This window comes from Candidatus Symbiopectobacterium sp. (assembly GCF_020054415.1).
GTDB lineage: Bacteria > Pseudomonadota > Gammaproteobacteria > Enterobacterales > Enterobacteriaceae > Symbiopectobacterium.
Window position 1 is genome coordinate 1 of record NZ_JAHWCO010000654.1, and the last position, 1,840, is coordinate 1,840.

A 1,840-nucleotide genomic window follows, 5' to 3' on the forward strand; every position below is an offset into this window, starting at 1 on the left:
GTACCACTGAGCGACAAATCCGCACAGATAATCTCATGCGTCACACTGTCTACCGCCAGGTGCAGCTTACGCCATACCCTGCGTCTGTCGGCACCATGCTGCCGGACTTTCCATTCGCCTTCGCCAAAGACCTTCAGGCCAGCTCCATCAATGACCAGATGTGAGATTTCACCACGGGTTGGCGTTTTTATGCTGATGTTCACTGTCTTTGCTCGCTTGCTGAGCAGCGAATAGTCTGGACAATGCAGCGACAATTTAATCAGTTTAAAAATCGAGTCAACAAAGCCCATTCAAGGCGGGTCGTTTCCGCGATAGCCAACATCATGCCTGTTTTTTCCTGTCTGACGTAAAGACGTCCATGCAGGTAATTTATCTGCTGCTTTACGGATAGCCTTCCAATCGTCCAAAGTTATGCGCTCACGTTGAATTTCTACACGCTGGTTGCGCGTAGCTTCGGCTGGATTGCTTTTGGTCACTCCTTCGGCAATGGCCTAACGAAACAAGTCAAGCAGCAATGCCCTGATGCGGTTTGCCATTGTCACTCTCACCGCCTTTACCCACTGATTCAGGAACGAGGCAATGTCTTCGGTTTGAGCTTCCGTCCTTCGAGTATAGTCAGATAACGCTCAGACCGTTGACTAACGGTCGTCGTATGCATACCGCTAATGCGGTCAACGAGTGGTGATTGCTTTGATGAGCCATAAATCGCCATATTAGCTGCTATGGCTTGTGTAATAGCCTCCCGCCGATTGCGTCCGAGGCCATGCTATTTCCCTATGCGTGGGTCGAGGTAGCAAAAATAGCCGCCATTGCGCTGTTGCAGGTTTGGCGGAAAATCGCGGTTCTTATGGCTTCTCCGGTGTGCCATGTTTTATCCTCGATACTAATAATGATTTGATAGGGTTGGATGAATGGAGTGAGTTGTTTCGGCTTACCCTCTCGGCGGTTTCATCAACCAAATATTCCCTGCCTTCAAATATCTCTGGCGGGTCAAAACGTACATTTCTAGCTGCTCGTCTTAGCGTTTCCATACAACGCGGACGGGGTTGCCGCCGATTCCACTCGGATAAGGTGATGTATACCATAATTGACCTCTGCTAAAATCAGGCCGCTGAGCCGTTCGTCATGACTGCGAGCGGGTGGGTGAATGACCAATCGAAGAAATGCGGTGGTGAAGGTGATGGCTTTGTTGAATAATAGGTAATCATGCTGTTTTTCCATGCCAGTTTTGGTAGAAAATGCTTGTTATCTCAGGTGTACATTTTTCTCATGAGGCCTAACTGCATGATTTTACGTTGCGAGGATCCGTCGTTTCACTGGGCTGCCAGCATAAAATCTATTTATTCAACAAAGCCGAAGGTGATTTCAGGCTGTAACAGCCTTGATTAAGGTGCTGGGGCAGATCGTAGAGGGTTGCCTTGCTGCTCGAGGATATCGATAAGCTTTCGGTATCCGTTTCTCAGCCATTTTACGATTTTATCCAATTGGGTTTCTTCCGGGTGATAGCTCCCCATGAGGGCAGCATTACCCGTGAATGCGTAATTCATGGGGTGCTCCTGTTATTATTGTGTTATTTGTGTGTTGTATGTCGCATGATTCATGGTTTTCCAAATCTGCCCATTATCTTTCGATAACATGCGCCAGTAGAGGGAGAGTCGTATTGATAAATAACCGGTTCGTTGGATGCGTCTTGCATGGATAAGCTGTACTAGCTCAGACCTGATCTGACAGTTACCGATTATTTATACAGGTGTCTGTCAGATTACATCTGGTTCAGATTCTTTTCTGCCCAGATCCGTTTTCCATCGAGTAAAGTGGCCATCGGCGTACGCCCGCAGCA

General features: G+C 47.9%; 3 protein-coding genes and 2 pseudogenes. All 5 read right to left on the reverse strand.

Going from position 1 to position 1,840, the window contains the following annotated elements; all coding sequences use genetic code 11:
* Positions 1–287, reverse strand: a pseudogene (locus QZ506_RS18915) (transposase); the annotation flags it as partial.
* Between the two features lie 278 nt (positions 288–565).
* Positions 566–868 (reverse strand): annotated as a pseudogene (locus QZ506_RS21725) (phage integrase Arm DNA-binding domain-containing protein).
* Positions 846–1,085 carry an excisionase gene (locus QZ506_RS21730; RefSeq protein WP_367273040.1) on the reverse strand — a complete coding sequence of 80 codons (240 nt, stop codon included), beginning with the start codon at positions 1,083–1,085 and terminating at the stop codon, positions 846–848. The pseudogene QZ506_RS21725 and the gene QZ506_RS21730 overlap by 23 nt, the downstream one beginning before the upstream one ends.
* Positions 1,006–1,221, reverse strand: a complete 216-nt coding sequence (locus QZ506_RS18920; RefSeq protein WP_291973115.1) for a hypothetical protein — start codon at positions 1,219–1,221, stop codon at positions 1,006–1,008. Before QZ506_RS18920 ends, QZ506_RS21730 begins: the two co-directional genes overlap by 80 nt.
* 164 nt (positions 1,222–1,385) lie before the next feature.
* Positions 1,386–1,547, reverse strand: a complete 162-nt coding sequence (locus tag QZ506_RS18925) for a protease FtsH-inhibitory lysogeny factor CIII (RefSeq protein WP_291973117.1) — start codon at positions 1,545–1,547, stop codon at positions 1,386–1,388.
* Positions 1,548–1,840 lie beyond the last annotated feature (293 nt).

What these genes read in the sequence shown, in the direction of transcription:
- QZ506_RS21730 (WP_367273040.1), bottom strand. Translation starts at nt 1,085, where the DNA reads ATGGTATACATCACCTTATCCGAGTGGAATCGGCGGCAACCCCGTCCG.
- QZ506_RS18920 (WP_291973115.1), bottom strand. Translation starts at nt 1,221, where the DNA reads ATGGAAAAACAGCATGATTACCTATTATTCAACAAAGCCATCACCTTC.
- QZ506_RS18925 (WP_291973117.1), bottom strand. Translation starts at nt 1,547, where the DNA reads ATGAATTACGCATTCACGGGTAATGCTGCCCTCATGGGGAGCTATCAC.